Raw genomic sequence first — 22,007 nt, 5'->3', positions numbered from 1 at the left:
AAGTTAGAATTCAGACTGTAGCGCTTCTGTGTTGAATCCAATACAGACTTAATCCCCAGCCCCTTCCCTACAAGGGAAGAGGAGTAAGATTCAAAGCCTCTCTCCTTTTAGGAGAGAGGTGAGAGTATATTGCATACAAACCATTCTCCCCCACTCCCCACTCCCCTTAAAACCCGTGGTTGAACAACACAAGCAAGAGCCAGAAATTCCATACCTAACACGCATCCAAGTACTTGGGGCGATGGGAGCGACTGCAATCATTTTGTTGATAGTCGCCAAACTTTCGTTGCACTTTGGCAACTTTTCCCTATTTTCTTGGGACTTGAACCAAAGAGAGTTGCTATTGGGTGTAGGGTTAGGGTTCATCATCACCGCCTTAAGTGGCTTAACTTATCGCCTTTGGACTGCCTATCGTAAAAGTGCAGATTATTACTTAGAAGTGGTACTGAAACCTTTAGCTTTACCAGACTTAATTTGGCTGGGGTTGCTACCAGGGCTGAGTGAAGAATTATTATTTAGGGGTGTGATGCTGCCAGCTTTAGGCGCTGATCTTACAGCTTTAATTGTATCCAGTCTTTGCTTTGGCATCTTGCATTTTAGTGGTTCCCAACAATGGCCTTATGTGATTTGGGCAACAATTGTCGGGATGATATTGGCATATAGCGCCCTGCTCACGGGCAACTTATTAGTACCGATTGTCGCTCACATTATTACCAATTGGATTTCTAGCTATTTCTGGAAAATGTCGCAATTGTCGGCAATTAAAAAATAAATTTTGAGCTTAGTAGAAATTAGTGCGTTTAATTAAATTTGATAGTTAACAGTTGCAGCAACTGCATATATCCAGTTGTTCACAAGTGCAAGGTTAACTGACGATTTTCCGGCTAATGGCCTTTCCAATCTCTATCAGTGTCTCTTCCTCTTCCAAAGTAAATTCGTAGGGAACAAAAAATTTTTAAACAACCCCTGCACCGTTACCGCATCCATTCCACATCATCTGCAATAGACAGCGATGCCTACGGTGATAACAGAGCAGTTCGACAGGTGGACAGTGTGAGCCTTACCGAACTGCCGACTATCACACCTGTCGTATCCCTACGGGGAAGCAAGCTACGCGCAGCGTCTCCAAGAGTTGGGTCGAAGGGTCGAAGGGTCGAAGTGCGAAATGAGCCAACAGACAGAAAATAAAGTTAATTTTTCAGCTTTGATGCACTCACTCATTCATAGCTAGAGAAGTTAGTTATTTATACGGAAGTATTTTTTGGCTATAAAAGTTACATTTATTCTTATATCAGCAATTAATCATACAGCCAAATATTGCGTGTATTTACGATTCCTCTTGAATCTCAAGGGTAATCGTAAATACACGTAGGCAAGTTACTTCTGGTTACTGCCTCAATATAGTTTTTAAGGAGTGTCAATAATTTAGCTCCTTTAATATGTATTTCCGAAACGTTAAAGTTTTGGGCAGCTACAGTCGGTAATTCTTTAAGGAATTGCCGAACTTTATCCTGTCTCAAAATCCAAGATACAAGTCCAGCAAATAAACAAACTGCATCCATGATAAATCGAAATAAATCTTTCAACAAGCAGCGCCAGTGCTACCAAACTTTAGTAGTAACAGCATTACTAACTGGTAGCTTTTTCCAATTTGTCGCACCTGTATTAGCTGACGGAACTACTGCGGGTACATCTATCAGTAACACAGCTACAGCGACCTACGAAGATCCTAACGCACCAGGGAGTCCCATTAATTCCACATCTAACACTGTCACCGTGACTGTAGCAGAGGTGGCTGGTATTACTGTTACAGGTTCTGGGATTGCAAATCAAACTACCCCAGGTGGTAGTACTCAGTCTGGTAATGTACTTGTTTACACTTACACCGTAACCAACGTCGGTAACGATTCCACCAAATTCCAGATTCCTAACTTAGCCACAACAACAGGCCCAGCCACAGTTTCGGGTCTATTACCTGGTAGTACTACATCTGGTAACTTGCAATACAGTATTGATGGCGGTGTAACCTGGATAAATATCCCTGCTGGTGGACTAACTACAGTCGCGATCGCAGTTAATGGTACTGTATTGGTGCGTGTACCAGTTACCGTGCAAGCTGGCGCTCAAACAGGTGATATTATCACTGCCAGACTAGGACAAACTCCTGGTGATGCTCAAAACCAACCCCGGACTGCTGATGGTGGCGACGTTTTCACTGTACAGATATCAACAGCCGGGCCAATCAATGGTGTCAGAGAAGCTAGTGCTACCCAGCAGACTCAAGTAGGAAATACCGCTAAAACTAGGGCGTTAGCAACTATTCTCAAAACTAAAACAGCCTATGATAATGCTGGCACTTCTGCTAACCTAAGTGATGACTTGCTAACTTATGGTTTGAGCTTGCGGGTTGAGAGTAACGACGTAACTAATACTGGTATTACCCCCGCAGCTTTGGCTGGTACAACTATCACTCTTGATAGTGTCGCCCACATCTTAGTTTCTGATGCTATTCCAGCAAATACAGTGCTTAATAGCACTCCAATTGCTCCATCGGGTTGGAAAGTAGTTTACACCACCTCTTCTACTAGTACAAATGCTGAATCGGCTTCGTGGTCATATACCGCACCAGCATCCTTGAGTTCAGTTACACGGGTTGGTTTCGTTAACGATCCTACCGTTGTCACTTCAGTTGGTACTGGAACAACTGTTAGCGGTTTTAGCATCCAAGTTAAATCCACTGCCACTAATACAGCTACTACCTCAACTATTAACAACATCGCTCAAGTGGCCGGTACAACTGCTGGAGACCCGACCAACAAAATCTATGACAACTCAGGAGACCAAAGCCCAGATAACTATAACGGTACAACCTTTCCTACTACACCAGACGCTGGTATTACTAGTCCGACGAATGACACAAACAATAACAACACTGGTTCTACTACTAGTGCCACAGGGTCTTTAAATGTAACCACCCTCACAGTCCCCAATCCTAGCTCTCTCTTGAATGGGCCAAATGGAGTGCCTGATGCCGTTGGACCAACCGACAAGAATGATGACTTCACTAATAAATCAGCACTAATTCCACCCAATACTGCTCCTGGCGTCGGTGTTGATCCGGCTGCGGTATCCTTTACTAACACAGTTCAGAATACTGGTACATCTGTTGCCAATATTTCTCTTGTACCTACACCACCAACAACACCAGGTGATTTGCCTGCGAATACAGTGGTGACGGTATCCTATCAAGGTTTATCAGCTGCTTATAAGTACAATGGCGCAAGCTTTGACTTCGTGCCAGGAAGTGGTGCGGGTAGTGTCGGGGGCAACCCAATTAGTGTCACTAATCCAGTGCGAATTGATGCAGTTCCAGCGAATGGTGGTAAAGCTAACTATGGTGTAAGCGTTGACCTGCCTGCTGGTACGCCACTCTCAACTGATACTACTGCTCAAGGTGCATCTGTCACAACTATTATAGAACGCGGTTTCCCCACACCGGTTACGGCTTTTATTGAGTCAGCTGCTACTCCTACTGGTATACCGGGCACAAACCCTCTGAACATCAGCATTGACCGCGTATACACTGGCTTCTTGCAATTGCTGAAAGAGTCACGAGTTTTACAAGGAACTGGGCCAGCACTGCCATCGGGTAGTACTGATGGCACATTTAGTATTGGAGCTAAAAAACCCGCCCCAGGCAACATTATTGAGTATCGGATTACTTACAAAAATATTTCTACTCCTCAAGTGGGAACCGGAAATCTGATTCTGAATGCTGACAAGATTGTGATTACTGAAGATGGTACGCAAACTCCCAACAACTGGGCGAAAGACAACGATAACAACAGTCAAATTGATACTAGCAACATTGTTAGTTCAGCTAAGGATTCTGGGACATCAACTATTCAATTCTTCCCTGGTAATGACCAAACTGGAACTACGACAAACACAGATGTGACTAAATATGTGGATGCTGTGACTGGACAGGTTGCACCGGGTATTCAAAGAACGTTTACTTTCCAACGCAAGGTTAACTAGATAGTTTGACCTCACTTTCTTTGTTTGCAAAGAGAGATGTCATTCGGCCTATGTGTTTGTAGTTGGCAATTTAGCCCTAAAGCGCTAACTACAAACTGATTATTCCCTAGCGAAAACAGGGAAATATAAATCAACAATCAACATTCTGGAAATTTTTTGAGGTTATTTATATGAAGCGTCTTTATTTTGCAGGTTTAGGAGCGATCGCACTGATTACTACAGTTCCATTTGTCGGTCAAATTCCGGGAATCACAAATGTATGGCATTCTACAAGTGCCATCGCTCAAAATGTCAAAACTCAAGGGCAAATACAATTGCGCTTAGAAGCAGAAAAGCAAGTAGTAACAAAGGATCAACAAGGTAAGCAAAGCCAAAAATGGGAACCTTTGAAAGGTCAAGTTATGGTGCGACCAGGAGATGTGTTGCGATATACCTTGAGCGGCGAAAATAAGAGCGATCGCCCAGTGAAGAATTTGACTCTTAATCAATCAATTCCCAAAGGAATGGTCTACGTGTTGAAATCTGCCAATGCCGGCAACAATGCCAAAGTTATTTATAGCATTGATGGCGGGCGCAGCTTTGTCGAAAATCCCACTGTTAAAGTTACTCTTCCTGACGGGAAAGTGGAAACCAAACCAGCACCAGCCATTGCTTACACCAATATCCGTTTGCAGATTCCGTCAGTTGCAGCCAAGACAACAGTCAAGGCGACTTATCAAACACAAGTGCGCTGATTGAAATTTAGGGTTGTAATTGGTCATTTGTCCTTTGTAATTACAAATGACCAAGAACAACTTTTAGGCAATATTTCAGCAATTAAATCGGATTACTGTAGCAGTGAAATTGTAGGAAATACTATTTAATAGTTTTAGATTTCCAGAAATAAATAAGCATTTTTATTAAAAATAAGATTGGCATTCCAGAAGAGATGTGTTCAGTGAGCCGTTCTCAAAAACAAAAGCAAATTACTTCTAGCAGTAGCTGGCGGCAAAGGTTAACAGCAAGTATTATCCTGGGAAGTTTTTTACATACTACTATACCTGTACCAGCGATCGCCCAACAGACTAATAATCTGGCTACGTCTTTGCCGTTAATAAATCAAGCTACTTATACTTATACAGATTCTGCTAGTAATTCTGAATATCAAGGAAGTTCTAGTCAGATAAATGTTACTCCTATTAGTTCTACTCCATTAGTTGATCCATTAGGGCGGATATTAGGTTGCGCTGGCACAATTTTAACTGACTATACAGGTTTTTCAGTTGGCGTATACGAACCTAGCTCTAGCGACCCAACGGGGACAGAATTAGGCAGCTTGGTTGCTTTGACTCGAACAGAGTTACCAGATATTCCTAATAACAACGTTCCTGGCGGTAAATCGCCAAATACCGAGAACAGTAACCCCTACTTTGTTGGGAATAACCCTGCGGGTTTCTACAATTTCCTACTCGATCCGAATAAGGGTCAAACTGATCCAGGTAGAACCTATATTTTTGTAGTTAATCCACCACCAAATTCTATCTACAAACAACGACGCGTCAAGATTGAAATTATTGCTAGCAATGGCACACAAGGTAATAGTGTCGTGCGATATGTCGCTACTTCTCTGGATGGTCAACCAATTAATCTCACAGGCGAAACCAGGGTAGAGCAAACAGTTGTCTTAGTTCCCAATGCAGAAGCAGTGGGACTGGACTTATTAGCCTTTGAATTCACCACAAATATGTGTCAAGCGAATCAGTTGCAGATTATCAAAACAGGCGATCGCGCTGCTGCTGAACCTGGAGATACGGTAATCTACCGCCTCTCGATCAAAAATCTTGCTGATGCTGATTTGAATAATATATTTGTCACCGACAACCTACCTTTAGGATTCAACTTTTTACCTAAATCTGTGCGGGGAGAGTTGGATGGTAAAGCAGTTACTCTCACCTCGGAACGGAATGGTAACACGCTGACATTCCGCACAGATGTAACGATTCCCACAGAGAAAGTCCTGAATATTGCCTACGCTGCTCAACTAACAGCCGATGCGCTGCGTGGTAATGGTCGTAATAGTGCGATCGTTAATGCTCAACGAGCTGATAACCGTTTTAGCACCAAGGATGGCCCTGCAACGCACCAATTGAAAATTCGTGCCGGAATCGTTTCTGACTGTGGCACGATTATCGGTCGCGTGTTTGTTGATAAAAACTTTGATGGAGAACAACAATCTGGTGAGCCTGGGGTACCAAATGCGGTGATTTTTCTGGAGGATGGAAACCGCATCACTACAGATCCTAATGGTTTGTTCTCCTTAGCTAATGCCTTACCTGGATATCACACAGGTGTACTAGACCTCAGCAGTGTCTCTGGTTACACCCTAGCTCCCAACGAAAAATTCCGCGAACGGAATAGCCAATCTCGCTTGGTGCATTTGGAGCCTGGTGGCTTAGTACGTATGAATTTCGCAGTTACCGCCACCTTGCAGGAGCCAGTGAAGAAATGAAACCGAGACTGCACTGTGCAACTACATTTAACCTGAGATTGATGGGGGCGATGCCGATAGCTCTCAGCTTTGTTTTGTATCCTGCAATAGTCAAAGCAGAAATCACGAGTGAAAACCTCTTTTTCCCTGATTCCACTTCGCAAGCAGATAAGGGTGAAAGCCTTTCCATTAAAAGGGTAGAGGCTTTGAATTCTTCCCCTTCCCTACAAGGGAAGCAGGCTGGTTCCGCTTTGATTTTTTCAGATGATGTGAAAAGTCAGGTCGAAGATCAAGCGGATCAGAATCAAGTTGCTGAAAAAAGTATGGATTCAAATTCTCTTCATCTTTTGACAAGTTCCCAGCAGCAGTTTCCACCTCTCGAATTTCCCTCAACTTCTTCAGCACCAACTATTGATACTTCAATTCCAGATGTCCAGCCTACTGAAGCGGAAATACAACCATTTCAACCAGCAACTTCTGTTGATTTACCCAGAGGCTTACGCAAAATAGCCGGAATCGAGGACAAGAACGACGCACGCAAAGACACCGAAACACAGTTTCAAGCTTCTTCAACGGAAATACAACCATTTCAACCAGCAACTTCTGTAGGTTTACCTAAAGGCTTACGCAAAATAGCCGGAATCGAGGATACGGGGACGCGGGGACAAGGGGTGAATGAAGAAAATCTTCCCAAGTCTCCCCCTCCTGCACTCCCCCCCTCTTCCACTCCCGCCATTTCTACAGCAATTAAAATCCTGACTCCGACGGCTGACAGCGTTGTAGATGTCCCAGCTACCACGGTGATTCTGCAATTTTCTGTTGGTAGTCAGGTGGAATTGCGGGTGAATGGCAGGTTGGTAGACTCTTCCTTAGTCGGACGAACAGAAAGTGATACCATCACCAACTTAGTAACGCAGACATGGTATGGTGTCTCGCTAAAAGAAGGTAATAACGCCATCTCTGCACAAGTTGTCGGAGGGACACAACCCCCTATAACAGTGCAAGTCGCAGTCCGAGGAGCGCCACAGCAATTAACTTTAGAAACAGTTGAGTCTCGTATCCCGGCGGATGGACGTTCCACGGCGACAATCCGGGGTAAACTCATCGATGCAAGTGGCAATCGCTCTAATCGTGATGCTGTTATCACTCTCATACCTACTGCTGGGGAGTTGGTTGGGAAAGACTTCAAACCCGATCAACCTGGATTTCAAGTGGAGGCGAAAGCAGGGCAATTTACAGCGATTTTACGATCGCAGCTGAAGGCGCAAACTGTCCGAATTCGGGCGATCGCTAATGATTTAGAAGCCTTTACCGAACTGCAATTTGAAACAGCACTGCGTCCGAGTTTGGTAACAGGAGTCATAGATTTACGTTTGGGCGCTAGAGGTACAAATTATTACGGTAGTTTCCGTGATTTCCTCCCTCCTGACAAAGACAATAGAACACAATTAGATTTCCATTCAGCGATATTTGCCACTGGTGCGATCGGGGAATGGTTATTTACAGGTGCATACAACAGTTCTCGTAACCTCAATGAAGATTGCGACTGCGATAATCGCCTATTTAAAACTTATCAATCCAGCGAGCAAAACTATCCTGTCTATGGCGATAGTTCCAACATTGATGTTCTTGCTCCTTCCACTGACAGCGTATATCTGCGTTTGGAGCGATCGGCTCGTATCCCCGGCTCTGATCCTGATTATGCGATGTGGGGTGACTATAACACAGAAGAATTTGCTCGGCGATCGCAGCAATTTACTTCTATCACCCGTCAACTCCACGGTTTTAAAGCTAACTACAACTTAGGAAACTTACAAATTACAGGTTTATATGGCAACAACTTAGAGGGGTTTCAAAGGGATACCATTGCTCCCGATGGTACTAGTGGTTATTACTTCCTTTCTCGCAGACTATTACAAGCAGGTAGCGAAAATGTCTTTATTGAGTTAGAAGAACTCAATCGTCCTGGGACTGTACTAGAACGCAAACAACTGAACCGAGGCCCAGACTACGAGATTGACTACGATCGCGGTACCTTATTATTCCGCGAACCGATTCTTCGCACCGATATTGATCAAACTGGACAAGTATTGGTACGCCGGATTGTTGTGACTTATCAATACGACGACCAAAACTCTAACAGCAATATCTATGCTGGTCGTCTGCAATATAACCTTTCCCGCAAGCTCAATCAAGAAAGTTGGATAGGAGCAACTTACGTTCAAGAAAATCATGGGGTGCGTGACTTTCAACTCTACGGCGCAGATGCGCTGATTGCTTTGGGTGAAAAGGGGAAGTTAATCGCAGAATATGCCCATTCTACTAATGATTCTGATGTTGTGGGAAAGGTCAGTGGTGATGCGTATCGATTGGAAGCTGAGGGAGAAATTGCCAATAGAATTCAAGGTCGTGCCTATTATCGCTTTGCTGATACGGGTTTTGCCAATAATGCCACCATCAGCTTTGTCCCAGGACAAACCCGTTATGGAGCGCAGGTTACAGCTAAAGTCACCTCAACTACCAATGTCAGAGCGCAATATGACCACGAAGACAATTTTGGGATTGCTCCTCAACCGCTAGATACTTTTGAAGAACTGTTTGCACCGCGTTCTGAGGCCATACCTGGGAGCCAAGTTAATAATTCGCTGACGACGATTTCCGCCGGGATTCAACAACGTCTGGGTAAAGCTATTCTGGATGTGGATTTGATTCATCGTCATCGGGAAGACCGCATCCCCAACAGCGCCCTAAGTAGTAATTCTAATCAATTGCGATCGCGCTTTTCTATTCCTCTAGCTAAGAACCTGACTTTTCAAGCCCAAAATGAACTGAGTTTATCTTCCCAAAAAGATACTGTTTATCCAGACCGTACCATTTTAGGGTTGAATTGGGCGGTAATTCCTGGTGTCAGCGTCAGTTTAGCTCAACAGTTTTACAGTAGTGGTCAATTTTCGGGTAATTCCATCACCAGCTTGAGTGTCAACGGTGAACACAAACTCGGATCAGATACTACTTTGACCGGTCGTTACTCAATTTTGGGTGGTGCTAACGAAATGACTACCCAAGGAGCAATTGGTCTAAATAACCGCTGGACTATTGCTTCGGGATTGCGGCTGAACTTAGCTTACGAACACGTATTTGGCAACTTCTTCGGACGGACTGCGACGGGTCAACAATATGCTCAACCCTACGCTTTTGGTCAATCAGCATCGGCGATCGGCTTTGATGGTGGCGATAGTTACAGTGTGGGGCTGGAATACTCTGATAATCCGCAGTTTCAAGCCAGCGCCCGTTATGAACATCGTTCTTCTTCTGGTGGTGGTAATACAGTAATTACCGCAGGTGCTGCGGGTAAAATTTCTCCGGCTCTCACAGCTTTGGTACGTTATCAACAAGCCGGTTCTTCCAATCAAAAGCTTTCAGGACTGGGAGATACTGCTAACCTGAAGCTGGGTTTAGCCTACCGCGACCCCAATAACGATAAATTTAATGCTTTGTTGCGTTATGAATATCGGCAAAATCCGGCAACTATTCCTGACACTATTTTGTTAGGGAGTGGTACGGGTTCCCAAGACCATACCTTTGCTTTAGAAGCTATCTACGCCCCTAACTGGCAATGGGAATTCTACGGTAAATATGCTTTGCGTAACAGTACTTCTTATTTAGCTAACGATTTGGTGGGTACAAGTATGGTTAATCTGGCGCAACTCCGGGCTACCTATCGTTTGGGATATAGCTGGGATTTAGTTGGTGAAGCTCGTTTAATTAGTCAGTCTAGCTACAGCGAAACCGGCTTTGTTATTGAAACAGGTTACTATCTCACTCCTAATCTGCGCCTTTCTGCTGGATATGTTTTTGGTAAAGTCGATGACCGGGATTTTTCTGGCGCACGTTCTGCGGGAGGGGCGTATTTGGGCTTAACTGTTAAGCTCAACGAATTGTTTGACGGCTTTGGACAGCAAAAGATTCCGCCACGCCAGCAACAGGAATCTAAAGTACAACCAGTAGTCAATCAAGCAGCGGAGGTAGACAAGCTAAAAATATGAATCTCTTTATACGAAAACATTACTGTAATTTCACTAAAAACTTAAATCTCAAGGTGAATGCTGATGGTAGATTGTATGTCAGTTTGGGCAAGCTAATAAAAAAAACTATGGAAAAGCCATTAACAATTAGCCGCCAAAAACTATGGCTGAGTAGCCTGGGCTTTTTTTTGTGTATTTTAGGAAATAGTATTCAACCTAGTTTGGCTGAAGGCAGCAAAGAGTTAGTTTCTGATGGCGGAAACAGACCCTACCTGGAATGGTCAGATTTAATATCGGCAGGTATTGTTCGGAAAACCACACTCAAAGTTTATGTGGAAGCGGGAGAAACAGTTAATCTTGGCTCTAGTGTGCCTACTAGTTTCTCAGACCCCCAAGATATCGTTTACCGCAGTCCCTTTGGTAGTCAAAATAGCTCTTGTAATATTCTAGCTTCTGGTTTTGGTTTGATTAACACCGTTGCCAAAGAAACGGCCGGCCCTTTACCTAATAGTGGTGGATATACCCCTTGTAGTTTCGTCGCTACAGAAACAGGTATTTACCAAGTTGAATTTCATTCTCCGAATAAAACTGGTACTGGCGATCCGCCGCCAAAAGCTACAACGGCAGCATTTCCTACAGATAGTACTCAACTTTCAGGGGTAGCTGCTTGGGATATCACAGTTCGAGATAGTAACGGCGTTACCAAAAAAGGGCGAGTATTTACCAACTATATCGCTATGAATATGGGGGGAAATTCCCTATCACTCAACTCTAAACTTTATATTCAAACCAAAGATGGGTATCGGTACGAAACTGACATGAATGGAGTCGATCCGTATGGCTTCATCTTTTTTGCTAATAGCCGGGGATACCTTGACACAACAAATAACAGCACTGTTTACCATTCTGCTGGCGGCGCTACTGATAATACTTTGAGCTTTGCCGGCAATGTGCGAGTCCAAAATCCAAGTGTTGCTGATACTACAACAGACATTACCCACCTAGTTTTCTTCAATCGACCGGACACCTCAACCCTCAGTGCTTTGAGTATTCCGATTGCCGCGACTGTTCCCACAGTACCGACTTCGTTCAAATTCACTGGGGGTACTGGAGGTAGTGGAAACCAAACTTCTGTGGGTGTGGGAGGCAATTTTAGCTTCAGCGCTGTCTCAACAGGCAGTTATCAAATAATTATTGACACCAACAATGATGGCATTTTTGACCCTAGTAGCGATCGAGTAATGCAAAATGTGCTGTCTGTCGGCTCAAATTTGGTGTTTTGGGATGGGAAGAATGCAAGTGGGACAAATCTCCTACCTCTATCAGGAAATGCAGCATACAGTGCCATAATCACAACACGGTCTGGTGAATATCACTTTCCCATGTTGGATGCAGAAAATAATACGCTGGGGTTTAAAATCACAATGGAAAACGCTCCGACTGCTTTTCCTAACCTTCTAGATCAAAATGGACAGCAGGTTGGATCGAATACCATTTATTACAATGACAGTGATTATACTACCGCTAATGGTACGACGATTAACTTAAGTGGTACGGGAGCCACTAGCCCGCGTAATGCCGCTAGAGGGATCAATAGTCTGTCAGGAGAGCATAAATTTAGTAGTAATTATGGTGACTTTAAGGGAATAGATACTTGGACATATTTCCCAAGTCAAGCAATCACTGCTCCTTTGGTAATTACTACTAACACTCAAGCAAATGTCAGAGGAACCAAATCTGTTCGCTTCCTCACAGACTATGATACTAGTGGAACAGTGACTGTCGGCGATCGCATCGAATATACCCTCACTTACTCCAACCTGAATCCAGGTAATAGCAATGCAATTAACTTTGTCATTAACGACTCATTACCCTCACAGTTAACTTTTGTGAGTGCAGCAATTACTGCTGCAACTTCGGGGAATAACATCACACCCAATCCCAGTTACAACGGTGCTGGTGTTGTTGCTGTCACAAATTCTGGTATTTTGCGTGTAGGCGATACGATCACCATTAAAATTACTGCCACAATTAATAATGCCAATGGCGGTAATCCAATTAGTAACCAAGCAAATGCTACTTTTAACACACCTGATAATCCTAGCGGAACTGTTGGTACAGTGTTCACAGATGCAAATTCTGCTGGCGCTACCAATAACCCACCGACTCTCGGTAATTCCTTCTTCCAAATTACTGATGATGGTGTAAATACTGGTAATAATCCTGCCGATACCGCAGATGATGACCCCACTTTATTTACAGTATTAAATATTATTAGTTCTAATCCTAAATTGCTGTTAACTAAACGCATTACCCGCATCAATAACCAAGATTTAACTGATATTGTGGATGGACGCAGTGACGTTGCCACTAATGCCAGCAACTATCTGCCAGAACCTTATGCTACTGATGATAGCGATCCTAAATGGCCGGTTGGCTACTTGCGAGGATTAATCAATGCTGGCACTGTCAAACCGGGAGATGAATTGGAATACACCATCTATTTTCTTTCCAATGGTCTGGGTAATGCAACTAATGTGAAGTTTTGTGACTTAGTTCCGATTAATGTTAATTTTATTCCTACTGCTTTTAATGGTATGACTCCTAATGATGGTGGCTTACCAGGAGCAGATCAAGGTATTGCTTTAGCTATTGGTTCTATTACACCGACGGTTTATTTGAGTAATGTCGCAGATAGCGATCGCGGGCATTTTTATACAGCTAACGAATCAGGCATACCATCATCCTGTGGCATTAACATCAATGGGGCTGTGATGGTGAATATCACGCGGAGTTCCGATTTACCCAATCTACCCGCAGCATCTGGATCTGGCACACCAGCTAATTCTTATGGCTTTGTTCGCTTCCGCGCAAAGGTGAAATAAAGGTACTCGAACTTCCGCCACAGTGTACTAGTACAGCACGGCGTAAATAAGCCACCCCAACGGGAAAGCCAGTCGCCTGCGGAGGTAAACCCTCCCGCAGCGCTGGTTCACCATTTGTCATGTCTGAAACCCTTGCTAAAACGTAATTACGAATTACGAATTACGAATTACGCGAAGCGGTACTAGTATCCACTGAGTTAAGAACGCCGTACATTCAAACAACACCATTCTTTGCGTTTCCACAGGGTAGCAACGACCCAACCATTTTCTTCTAAAGCGTCAGCAACAGCTTTAGATTGTTCTAGTAAAATACCACTGAAGATAGCCCAAGTCTCAGGTTTAGCGATCGCACTCATTTCTGGAACCAATTCAATAATCACGTCAGCCAAAATATTGCAAACGATACCATCCACTGGTTGAGAAACCAGTTGTGTCAAAACGTCTACACTTCCCTGTGCAGGTAGTAAACGTTCTGGACTAATGTCGTTCAGGGTGCGATTGCTGATAGTTGATTGCACCGCCAAAAGGTCAGTATCCACTGCATAGACTTTCTCGGCTCCCAGTAGCAGCGCCCCAATGGAAAGGATACCAGAACCACAGCCAATATCCGCAATTACCAGATGTTCATGTTTGCCAGTATTACCCACAAACGACTGAGAAACTCCACTCAGCCGCATTTCCAGGGATTCCAAACATAGCTGAGTGGTGGCATGGTTGCCCGTACCAAATGCTACACCAGGGTCAAGACGAATCACTAACCGTTCCGTTGTTTCTGGTAATGGTAGCCAAGCGGGGTTAATTAGGAAGCGATCGCCTATTTCTTGCGGATGCCAATATTGTTTCCAGCTAGTCGCCCAATCTTCCTCATCAATTAACTGCCATTGCAGGGAGGGAGATGAAAGTCCCACACAAAGGGCATCTTGACGCAGCCACAGCGACAGCGCTGCCAAATCTAGTAGCTGTATTTCAATTGTCGGCAGATAAGCTCTTACTAAAGATAAATTTCCTTTGTTTTCACTAGCTGTACCACGACAGCCAAAATCTTCCAGTCGCCAAAAGATCGAATCTTCTAGGTCTGGCTCACATAAAATCTGTAGTTCCCACCAAGTCTTTGCCATATAATTTTAGATTTTAGATTTTAGATTTTAGATTGGGGACTTGGTAACGCTTAATGATCAATGCGAAAAACAATGAGCAATTAGCCATTACCAATCCAAAATCCAAAATCCGAAATCCAAAATTAGAGAGTTACCGTATACGCGTCCCGAATGCCAGGGACTTTTATAATCTCATTCAAAATGCCCTCAGGTAAGGGATCATCTATACTCAGAGCCATTACGGCATCACCACGGACGATTTTACGACCTACTTGCATACTGGCAATATTCACATTAAAACTGCCGAGTAGGGAACCAAGTTTGCCGATAATCCCTGGCATATCGCGGTGCAGGGTAAATAGCATATATTTGCTGGGTGGGACGTTAATCGGGAAACCATCAACGTCGGTGAGGTGGATTTCCCGCTCACCCAACAACGCGCCTGTGACCGAATGAGTACCTAAAGTACCTGTGGCTTCTAGATGAAGTGTGCCGGCATAGTCTCGAATGGAAGCATCGCGGGTTTCAATCACCCTAATTCCGCGTTCTTTGGCTTCTATACTGGCATTTACGTAATTTACCCGTTCCCGCAAAGCTTGGTAAAGTAATCCTTTCAGGGCTGCTACTACCAAAGGCTGACTTTTGTTGGTCGCTAGTTCGCCTTGCAGTCGCACAGTGAGGGTTTCTACCCGTCCGCCAGCTAGCTGTCCTACTAGATTACCTAGAGTTTCTGCTAGTTGCATATAGGGTTTGAGTTCTTCCAACACATCGGGGCCGAGTCCGGGAATGTTGACGGCTGAACGTGCTGGTAGTCCTAAAAGTACATCTCGAATTTGTTCGGCAACATCAATGGCCACATTTACTTGAGCTTCCGTGGTGGAGGCTCCCAAATGGGGGGTGAGGATGATTTCTTTGCCTAGCGATCGCAACTCAGATTCACCCAGTGGTTCAGACTCGAACACATCCAAGGCTGCACCCCCAATTGTACCCGCTTTCAGAGCTGCTGCTAAAGCTACTTCATCAATGATCCCACCACGAGCGCAGTTGATAATCCGGGCTGTGGGTTTCATTTTTGCCAGGGTTGTGGCATTGATTAAGTGGGTAGTTTCTGGGGTTTTGGGGATGTGTAGCGTAATATAATCTGCTTGCTGGAAGAGTAAATCTAGCTCCACCAACTGACAGCCAAGTTGTTCGGCTCGGTCTGTAGAAATAAAAGGGTCATAAGCTAGGAGTTTCATCCCCATTGTCTTAGCTACAGAGGCGACATGGGAGCCAATTTTACCCAAACCGACAACGCCGAGAGTTTTTTTGTAGACTTCTGCGCCGACAAAGCTATTGCGATCCCACGCACCGCGTTTCACCGAAGCATTAGCATCGGGGATGTGGCGAGACAAAGCCAAAATCATCGCTAGCGCGTGTTCGGCGGCAGCAATTGTATTTCCCTCTGGAGAATTGACTACCACAATTCCCCGGCGGGTGGCAGCAGGAACATCCACATTATCCACACCCACACCAGCCCGACCGATGATTTTTAGCTGGGTGCCGGCTTCAATGATTTCCTCGGTGACGCGTGTACCAGAGCGAATCATCAGCGCGTCATACTGACCAATAATCTCGATCAGTTGGGCTGGTTTTAGACCTAGTTTGACATCAACGGTAGCAACTTGCGAAAGAATGTCAATTCCAGCTTGGTCAATAGAATCAGAGACAAGAACCTTAGACATGATTACTTCATTTTAAAGCTACAGGTTTTGCTGCACAAGACTTTTTAGTTTAATCTTTATCTGTCACAATTCAGCAAAAATTATTCGTTTGAATATCGACTTAACCTTAACTTACACTATATACACTATATATTGGTGGTATCAAAGCAGCTAGTGTTGAACAAGCATTGGCCACAGACGTTAAAAGATTTCTGTGATGTCACATCTTCAGTTAATCTGGCTTTCAAGTGCGATCGCATTACTGGGTACGGGAATGTTGACGCTCACGGCAGTTATCGGCAATCTTCTTACTTCACATAAAAATCAGAAGTTTCAGCTGGCGCGGGGGCAGATATTTAAATATCACCGTCTGATCTCAATCTTGGGAGTTGTTCTAATTCTGATTCATCCAATTCCCTTAGTTTTTGCCCAATCGACAACTGGCGTGAGCGTTGCATCTATCTTTGTACCATTTCTTGCAGAGAAAAAAATCACTATTATCCCAGTCGGTGTAATAGCTTTATATGTCTTGTTAGTTATCAAAAAATTGGGTTTTAAACCCCGTGCTTCTAGCACGGCTTTAAGTTTTGTGGCGGGGTCTAAATCCCCGTTACAAAACTGTACTTCCGACTTCCGACTTCATTAAGATTTTACTTCTGCTTATGGTGTGGCGCGTTATGCTGTATCGAAATCAGCGAAAGTCAATGTAGTAGACAAGATTGCAAACAGGACAAAACTGTGATGAAAATTCTCTTAGTAGAAGATGAATATCGGATTGCAAAAGCACTGGCAGAAGTACTAATTGACCAAAATTACATTGTTGATATTGCTAGCGATGGTCAAGTAGGATGGGAGTTTGCTAAAGCCTTTCCTTATGATTTAATAATGTTAGATTTGATGTTACCAAAGTTAGATGGTATAAGTTTGTGTCGGCAACTACGGCAAGAGGGCTACTCTATGCCTATTCTGTTGCTAACTGCAAAAGATACTAGCATAGACAAAGTAATCGGGTTAGATGCGGGAGCGGATGATTATGTTGTCAAACCCTTTGATTTACAAGAGCTAATGGCTCGGATTCGTGCTTTACTAAGGCGGGGAATTACTATTTTCCCCCCTGTATTTGAGTGGGAAAACTTGCGTTTAGATCCAAGTAATTGTGAAGTAACATATAATGGACAACCAGTACATCTGACTCCCAAAGAATATAGAATTTTGGAATTGTTTTTACGTCACAGCCATCAAGTGTTTCATCGCAGCGAGATTCTGAAACATCTTTGGTCTTTTGAAGAGCCACCAGGAGAAGAAACAATAAAAGTTCACATTCGGAGTTTAAGACAAAAATTGAAGTTTGCTGGAGCTACTGTTGATTTTATTGAGACAATATACGGTTTAGGTTATCGACTAAAACAAACTTTTTAAATTGATGTTTCAGGCTTTAGGCAGGCGGCTTTTATTTTCCTATTTAGGTGTAATGGTAACAATTTGGGGAACTTCTACTACAGTCGTCTACAATTTTTTATCTTACAATCTCTATCAAAAATTAGATACTGAAATTGTCAATTTGGCGAATGCAGCTTCTCACAACTTAATAGCAGCGCCAGTTGACAAAAAAGCAATTAATACTAAAATTCCTCGAATTTTAGATAATGATGATGATGGGGATTTAGATATTCCTTGGCAAGATTTACGTGAAAATCATCAAGGGGTAGAATGGTTTGATGCGAATGGCCGGCTATTGGCTAAAGCGGGAAACACTATTTCTCGGATGTCTTTTACTGCTAATTTTAACGTTATCCAACATCATAAAATCCGCAGCATTACTATTCCTGTTTATCTGCATAGCTTAAGTGTCGGAAAAAAGCAGCTGCAAGGTTATGTGCGGGTAAGTGAATCTACAGAAGAACTAGAAGAAGAACTAGACAGACTTTTATGGGGATTTGAGTTAGGAGGACTGATTGTAATAATTCTTAGTGGTTTAGGTGGTTGGTGGCTAACAAGACAATCTTTGCAGCCAATTGAGCAAAGTTTTCAGCAGTTAAAACAGTTTACTGCCGATGCTTCCCATGAGTTGCGTAGTCCTTTAACAGTAGTTAAAACTTCAGTTGAAGTGATTATGAATTATCCAGATAGAATTCATCCAGCTAATGTGAATAAATTGGAAGCAATATCATCTGCAAGTAATCAAATGACTCGATTAGTAGAAGATTTACTTTTATTAGCTCGAACTGATGCAGTAACGAGTTCTCAAATGATTGCATGGATAACTATTCCTTTAGATGAGCTATTAGAGGATTTGGTGGATTTTTTGGAACCGCAAGCAGTATCTGAGGAAATTACTCTGAAGTCAGAAATATCAACCGAAGTTTTCATCAAAGGTGAAGCTATTCAAATAAAGCGATTATTTTCTAATCTGTTGCAAAATGCCTTGCACTATACACCGAAAGGTGGAACTGTCATAGTTTGTCTGGTTAAACTTGAGCGGCTGGTGGTAATAAATGTTCAGGATACTGGTATTGGTATTGCTCCAGAACACATTCCGCTAATTTTTAATCGCTTTTGGAGAGCAGATCAAGCTAGAAGCCAGCGAGAGGGCGGGGTAGGTTTGGGATTAGCTATTGCCGATGCGATCGCTAGAACTCATGGAGGAGATATTATCGTCACTAGTGAAGTCGGTGTTGGTAGCTGCTTTCAGGTACGTTTGCCCTTAGCTTCTTAGTTTAATTCTTGGGGTTTTGTCGAGTCTTTTTACCAAATAAACCAGACATACTTAATCCTGTTGCCAACAATCCCAGAAGTCCTAATCCATTCAAAATTGGGTAGATTCCTTCAAGATGAAGGATTTCACCTGTATGGATACTTAAGAGGAAGCTAGCTGGAACTCCTATACTAATAGACCACTCACGGACAACCGTTGTTAACATCCCAGTCAGTACGGTTAAAATAAGTGGCAGAGATAAGATGATGCCAAGGATACGATGATACTTACGAAATGATCGTTTCATAGTAGTTCTCCGGTCAGTAGAAACTTTTTCCAATACAATGTAGCCTCAATATCACCGTAAATGCAAATTAGATGAGAAAAATCGAGTCTTGTCAGACAAGACTCGAAGTAAGTAATTGGTGCGAGGAGTTTTTGTAAACTCTGTTCTTAAGGTAAAACACAGCAGGTAAAAAACTCGGAAAGATAAAATATCAGTTCTTTCCGAGTTTTTTACCTTAATAGCTTTAATATTTGAATGACAGAAATATTACCTAATATTTTTGTTCATAGTAAGCGCGATATCTGAACACTAGTACCGCAAGGCGGAATTCAAAATTAAAAATTCAAACAGGTATACAGCGTAAGCATTTCATTTATTTGGAATGGGTGGTTTATTTCCGCCGTGCTGTACTAGTCTACAAAAACGAGTTTTGATGAGGAGTCTATAATGAATCGTTTTAATTCTGTACTGATAGTTTCTCTAATCAGCCTAATGGCTTTGGTTGGATGCAACAAGGGTGAAGAACCTACTGCACAGACATCACCTGCTGGCAGTTCTGTCTCCGAAACAACAGCTAGTTCTACTCCGGCAACTAGCGCCCAAACACCTGCTAGTCCCACTCCGACAACCAAGGCTGATACAGCAGTTAGTCCCACTGCAACAACCGAATTTCAAGGTTTAGAGGGTGTTGTTACCAATACTAAGACAGCAGTTGAGGCGGGAAATTTTGCCAAAGCTAAAGGGGAATTTGATAAATTTGAGGATTTCTGGTCAAAGGTTGAGGATGGAGTGAAAGTTAAATCTCCCAATGCCTACAAAGAAATTGAAGATAAATCGGATGAGGTGAAGGCAGGACTTAAAGCCTCTGCACCAAATAAACAGAAAATGTTAACAGCCTTAGAGTCTCTTAACAAGAATGTCACTAGTGTTGCCAAGCCTTAAAAGCCAAATACATAGACTGAGTATTTGTTGGCTAGTGTGCTAGTCCTGATTAATTTTTTGTGTGAGGAATAAAAATGTCAAAAACAAAAGCTATCTGGAGTTTTCTTCGGCAGACTCCATTAATAGTGCTTGTTGCCTTAGTTGTTGGTTATAGTAGACTGGCAATCGCATCTGGAGCAAATAACACTACATCAAAAGCTGGAAGTAACCAGAGCGAGCAATCTTTAGATCCTCCAGCGACTACTGATGCTGTAGCGCAAGTCACCTCCGTATCTCAATTATCAGATGTGCAGCCCACTGATTGGGCATTTCAAGCGTTGCAATCACTAGTAGAACGTTACGGCTGTATTGCTGGATATCCCAATAGTACATATCGTGGTAATCGAGCGATGACGCGATATGAGTTTGCGGCGGGTTTGAATGCTTGTCTGGAACGCGTCAATGAACTCATTGCTACCTCAACTAATGATTTGGTCAAGAAACAAGATTTAGCTACATTACAAAAATTGCAAGAGGAATTTACCGCAGAACTGGCAACCCTACGAGGTCGAGTGGATGCGCTGGAATCACGCAGTAGCGAACTGGAAGCCAATCGGTTTTCTACCACAACCAAACTCAATGCTGAAGCTATTTTTGCAGTGGCAGGAATTGTGTCAGGAGATAATGCTAGGGGAGAAAAACTCAATCGCAATACTATTTTAGGCGATCGCATCCGCCTCAACTTTGACACCAGTTTTACAGGCAAAGATTTACTCAGAACTCGACTCCAAGCCACAAATCTAAATGCCTTCTCTGGAAACTCTACATTTACACCAGAAGGTGACTTCCGGTTTGCAGGTGGTACTTTTGCTAATGACAACAACAATGCTGTTGGGATAGATGCGCTGTTGTATCAGTTCCCTCTTACTCAGAAAACAAATGTGATCATTGAAGCAAATGCCGGTGCAGCTGATGATTTTACTAATACAGTTAACCCTTATTTAGATGGAGATGGTGGTAGCGGCGCTCTTTCTCATTTTGGGACTCGCAATCCTATTTACTATCTAGTCAATGGTGCTGGTTTAGGAATCCAGCACCAGTTCAGCAAGAATCTGGAACTAAGTTTGGGGTATTTAGCTAATGATCCTGCTAACCCTCAAAATAAAAGTGGTTTGTTCAACGGCCCTTATGGAGTCATAGCCCAGTTAACTATCAAACCTACTGAAAAATTCACCCTTGGTTTGACTTACGTTAATTCTTACAACAATGATTTTACTGCCAATGGTAGTACAGGCAGCAACCGTGCTAACCTACGTTCAGCTTTACTGAATAATCCCAATTTACCAAATGATTTAGCTCCATTTTCTGGTTCTGATCTACCAGTATCCAGTAATGCTTATGGCGCAGAAGCATCATTACAACTGAGTGATAAATTTGTCTTGGGTGGCTGGGCTGGCTACACTAACACTCGTATCCTGCCAAACAATGGAAGTGGAATTAATCCGGGAACTCTTGATATCTGGAACTGGGCAGTCACTTTATCCTTCCCCGACCTTGGTAAAAAAGGAAATCTAGCAGGTATCGTGGTTGGTATGGAACCTTATGTGACAAGTTCTAGTGTCGCCCAAATCGGCAAAGACAAGAACAATTCATATCATCTAGAAGCGTTCTACCAGTACAAGGTGAGCGACAATATTACTATTACTCCCGGAATTATTTGGTTGACTTCGCCGGATAACAACAGTAATAACAATGATGCTGTCATTGGTGCATTGAGAACTACTTTTACTTTCTAAAGGTAAACCTGAATCTGTTACGAGAAGAGTTTAGCCCTGAAGAGAGTATCAGGGCAAACGCATCTAAATTACTCTTGATCACAACTAACGTTAA

At 43.1% G+C, this 22,007-nt stretch carries 14 protein-coding genes; 11 read left to right on the top strand and 3 right to left on the bottom strand.

The window, feature by feature from the left end; all coding sequences use genetic code 11:
• Window positions 1-175: 175 nt before the first annotated feature.
• The 6 genes from V7L05_RS26185 to V7L05_RS26160 all read left to right on the top strand — a co-directional run bounded on the left by V7L05_RS26185 (window position 176) and on the right by V7L05_RS26160 (window position 13,415).
• The gene (locus V7L05_RS26185) at window positions 176-772 is read left to right on the top strand and encodes a CPBP family intramembrane glutamic endopeptidase (RefSeq protein ID WP_334952536.1); all 597 of its coding nucleotides are present in this window, start codon (window positions 176-178) and stop codon (window positions 770-772) included.
• 788 nt (window positions 773-1,560) lie between these two features.
• The gene (locus V7L05_RS26180; RefSeq protein ID WP_335168476.1) at window positions 1,561-4,038 is read left to right on the top strand and encodes a beta strand repeat-containing protein; all 2,478 of its coding nucleotides are present in this window, start codon (window positions 1,561-1,563) and stop codon (window positions 4,036-4,038) included.
• A 170-nt stretch (window positions 4,039-4,208) separates the two neighbouring features.
• A complete protein-coding gene (locus V7L05_RS26175) occupies window positions 4,209-4,772 on the top strand; it encodes a hypothetical protein (protein WP_335168475.1) in 564 nt (187 codons plus the stop codon).
• 194 nt (window positions 4,773-4,966) lie between these two features.
• Window positions 4,967-6,526 (top strand): hypothetical protein, encoded by a 1,560-nt coding sequence (locus tag V7L05_RS26170; protein ID WP_335168473.1) that lies wholly within the window; start codon window positions 4,967-4,969, stop codon window positions 6,524-6,526.
• Window positions 6,523-10,551, top strand: coding sequence for a TonB-dependent receptor (locus V7L05_RS26165; protein ID WP_335168471.1), 4,029 nt, complete (start codon window positions 6,523-6,525; stop codon window positions 10,549-10,551). The genes V7L05_RS26170 and V7L05_RS26165 overlap by 4 nt, the downstream gene beginning before the upstream one ends.
• 107 nt (window positions 10,552-10,658) lie before the next feature.
• Window positions 10,659-13,415 (top strand): hypothetical protein, encoded by a 2,757-nt coding sequence (locus V7L05_RS26160; RefSeq protein ID WP_335168469.1) that lies wholly within the window; start codon window positions 10,659-10,661, stop codon window positions 13,413-13,415.
• Window positions 13,416-13,612: 197 nt separating this feature from the next.
• On the opposite strand, the gene prmA is transcribed toward V7L05_RS26160, so the two are convergent.
• On the bottom strand, window positions 13,613-14,533 hold the full coding sequence (gene prmA / locus V7L05_RS26155) for a 50S ribosomal protein L11 methyltransferase (RefSeq protein WP_335168467.1): 921 nt from the start codon (window positions 14,531-14,533) through the stop codon (window positions 13,613-13,615).
• A gap of 122 nt (window positions 14,534-14,655) precedes the next feature.
• Window positions 14,656-16,236 (bottom strand): phosphoglycerate dehydrogenase, encoded by a 1,581-nt coding sequence (gene serA, locus V7L05_RS26150; RefSeq protein ID WP_335168465.1) that lies wholly within the window; start codon window positions 16,234-16,236, stop codon window positions 14,656-14,658.
• Between the two features lie 196 nt (window positions 16,237-16,432).
• On the opposite strand from serA, the gene V7L05_RS26145 reads away from it, so the two are divergent.
• From V7L05_RS26145 to V7L05_RS26135, 3 genes are all read left to right on the top strand, one after another.
• Window positions 16,433-16,861, top strand: a complete 429-nt coding sequence (locus tag V7L05_RS26145; protein WP_335168463.1) for a hypothetical protein — start codon at window positions 16,433-16,435, stop codon at window positions 16,859-16,861.
• 95 nt (window positions 16,862-16,956) lie between these two features.
• Window positions 16,957-17,634 (top strand): response regulator transcription factor, encoded by a 678-nt coding sequence (locus V7L05_RS26140; protein ID WP_335168462.1) that lies wholly within the window; start codon window positions 16,957-16,959, stop codon window positions 17,632-17,634.
• A gap of 52 nt (window positions 17,635-17,686) precedes the next feature.
• On the top strand, window positions 17,687-18,931 hold the full coding sequence (locus V7L05_RS26135; protein WP_335168460.1) for a sensor histidine kinase: 1,245 nt from the start codon (window positions 17,687-17,689) through the stop codon (window positions 18,929-18,931).
• Window position 18,932: 1 nt separating this feature from the next.
• Here V7L05_RS26135 and V7L05_RS26130 read toward each other — a convergent pair whose 3' ends face one another.
• Entirely contained in the window at window positions 18,933-19,217 is a 285-nt protein-coding gene (locus V7L05_RS26130; RefSeq protein ID WP_335168458.1) for a peptidase, read from the bottom strand.
• Between the two features lie 426 nt (window positions 19,218-19,643).
• Between V7L05_RS26130 and V7L05_RS26125 the strand changes: the two genes are divergently transcribed.
• Window positions 19,644-20,138 (top strand): DUF4363 domain-containing protein, encoded by a 495-nt coding sequence (locus V7L05_RS26125; RefSeq protein ID WP_335168456.1) that lies wholly within the window; start codon window positions 19,644-19,646, stop codon window positions 20,136-20,138.
• A 74-nt stretch (window positions 20,139-20,212) separates the two neighbouring features.
• Window positions 20,213-21,913, top strand: a complete 1,701-nt coding sequence (locus V7L05_RS26120; protein ID WP_335168454.1) for an iron uptake porin — start codon at window positions 20,213-20,215, stop codon at window positions 21,911-21,913.
• Window positions 21,914-22,007: the final 94 nt, after the last annotated feature.

It is taken from the genome of Nostoc sp. (assembly GCF_036917755.1).
In the GTDB taxonomy this organism is placed as follows: domain Bacteria; phylum Cyanobacteriota; class Cyanobacteriia; order Cyanobacteriales; family Nostocaceae; genus Nostoc.
The sequence above is the reverse complement of the archived record's forward strand: the minus strand, read 5'-3'. Positions and strand labels throughout refer to the sequence as shown.

Excerpts from the sequence above, each read along its gene's own strand:
- V7L05_RS26180 (WP_335168476.1), top strand. The coding sequence starts at position 1,561 with ATGATAAATCGAAATAAATCTTTCAACAAGCAGCGCCAGTGCTACCAA.
- V7L05_RS26175 (WP_335168475.1), top strand. The coding sequence starts at position 4,209 with ATGAAGCGTCTTTATTTTGCAGGTTTAGGAGCGATCGCACTGATTACT.
- V7L05_RS26170 (WP_335168473.1), top strand. The coding sequence starts at position 4,967 with ATGTGTTCAGTGAGCCGTTCTCAAAAACAAAAGCAAATTACTTCTAGC.
- V7L05_RS26165 (WP_335168471.1), top strand. The coding sequence starts at position 6,523 with ATGAAACCGAGACTGCACTGTGCAACTACATTTAACCTGAGATTGATG.
- V7L05_RS26160 (WP_335168469.1), top strand. The coding sequence starts at position 10,659 with ATGGAAAAGCCATTAACAATTAGCCGCCAAAAACTATGGCTGAGTAGC.
- prmA (WP_335168467.1), bottom strand. The coding sequence starts at position 14,533 with ATGGCAAAGACTTGGTGGGAACTACAGATTTTATGTGAGCCAGACCTA.
- serA (WP_335168465.1), bottom strand. The coding sequence starts at position 16,236 with ATGTCTAAGGTTCTTGTCTCTGATTCTATTGACCAAGCTGGAATTGAC.
- V7L05_RS26145 (WP_335168463.1), top strand. The coding sequence starts at position 16,433 with ATGTCACATCTTCAGTTAATCTGGCTTTCAAGTGCGATCGCATTACTG.
- V7L05_RS26140 (WP_335168462.1), top strand. The coding sequence starts at position 16,957 with ATGAAAATTCTCTTAGTAGAAGATGAATATCGGATTGCAAAAGCACTG.
- V7L05_RS26135 (WP_335168460.1), top strand. The coding sequence starts at position 17,687 with ATGGTAACAATTTGGGGAACTTCTACTACAGTCGTCTACAATTTTTTA.
- V7L05_RS26130 (WP_335168458.1), bottom strand. The coding sequence starts at position 19,217 with ATGAAACGATCATTTCGTAAGTATCATCGTATCCTTGGCATCATCTTA.
- V7L05_RS26125 (WP_335168456.1), top strand. The coding sequence starts at position 19,644 with ATGAATCGTTTTAATTCTGTACTGATAGTTTCTCTAATCAGCCTAATG.
- V7L05_RS26120 (WP_335168454.1), top strand. The coding sequence starts at position 20,213 with ATGTCAAAAACAAAAGCTATCTGGAGTTTTCTTCGGCAGACTCCATTA.